The organism is Massilia sp. 01N410 (assembly GCF_056399665.1).
Genome location: NZ_JBFTRV010000084.1, coordinates 1 through 392, shown reverse-complemented (window position 1 = coordinate 392; position 392 = coordinate 1). Strand labels below are relative to the sequence as shown.

General features: G+C 71.4%; 1 protein-coding gene. It reads right to left on the bottom strand.

Annotated features, from left to right (window positions below):
- A partial coding sequence (locus AC1DOP_RS27350; RefSeq protein ID WP_477254435.1) for an FAD-dependent oxidoreductase occupies nt 1-392 on the bottom strand: 392 nt, incomplete at both ends.

Genomic DNA, 392 nt, shown 5'->3' with positions numbered 1-392 from the left:
ATGTAATCCAGGCTGGGCGCCATGATGATGCCGGCACTGAGGTGATCACCGGGGCCGGGCAGGGCACGGAAATCCGGCAGCCGCGACAGCGCCACGTTCATCCGGAACGTGCCCGAGCCGCAGCGCCAGTTCGCCATGCGTTCACGGGTGGTGGCGGGAACCTGGGCGGGCTGCAGCAGTTGTTCGTACAGCAGCTTCGGGTTGACGTTGGCCACCACGGCACGTGCGCGCAGGCTCTCGCCGCCGGACAGCGCGACGCCGACCACGCGCCCGTCCTCAACCAGCAGGCGCTGCACGTCGGCATCGACGCGCAGCTCGGCGCCGGCCGCACGCGCGGACGCGGCGATGGCCTGGCTGATCGCGCCCATGCCACCGATGGCGTGGCCCCAGGC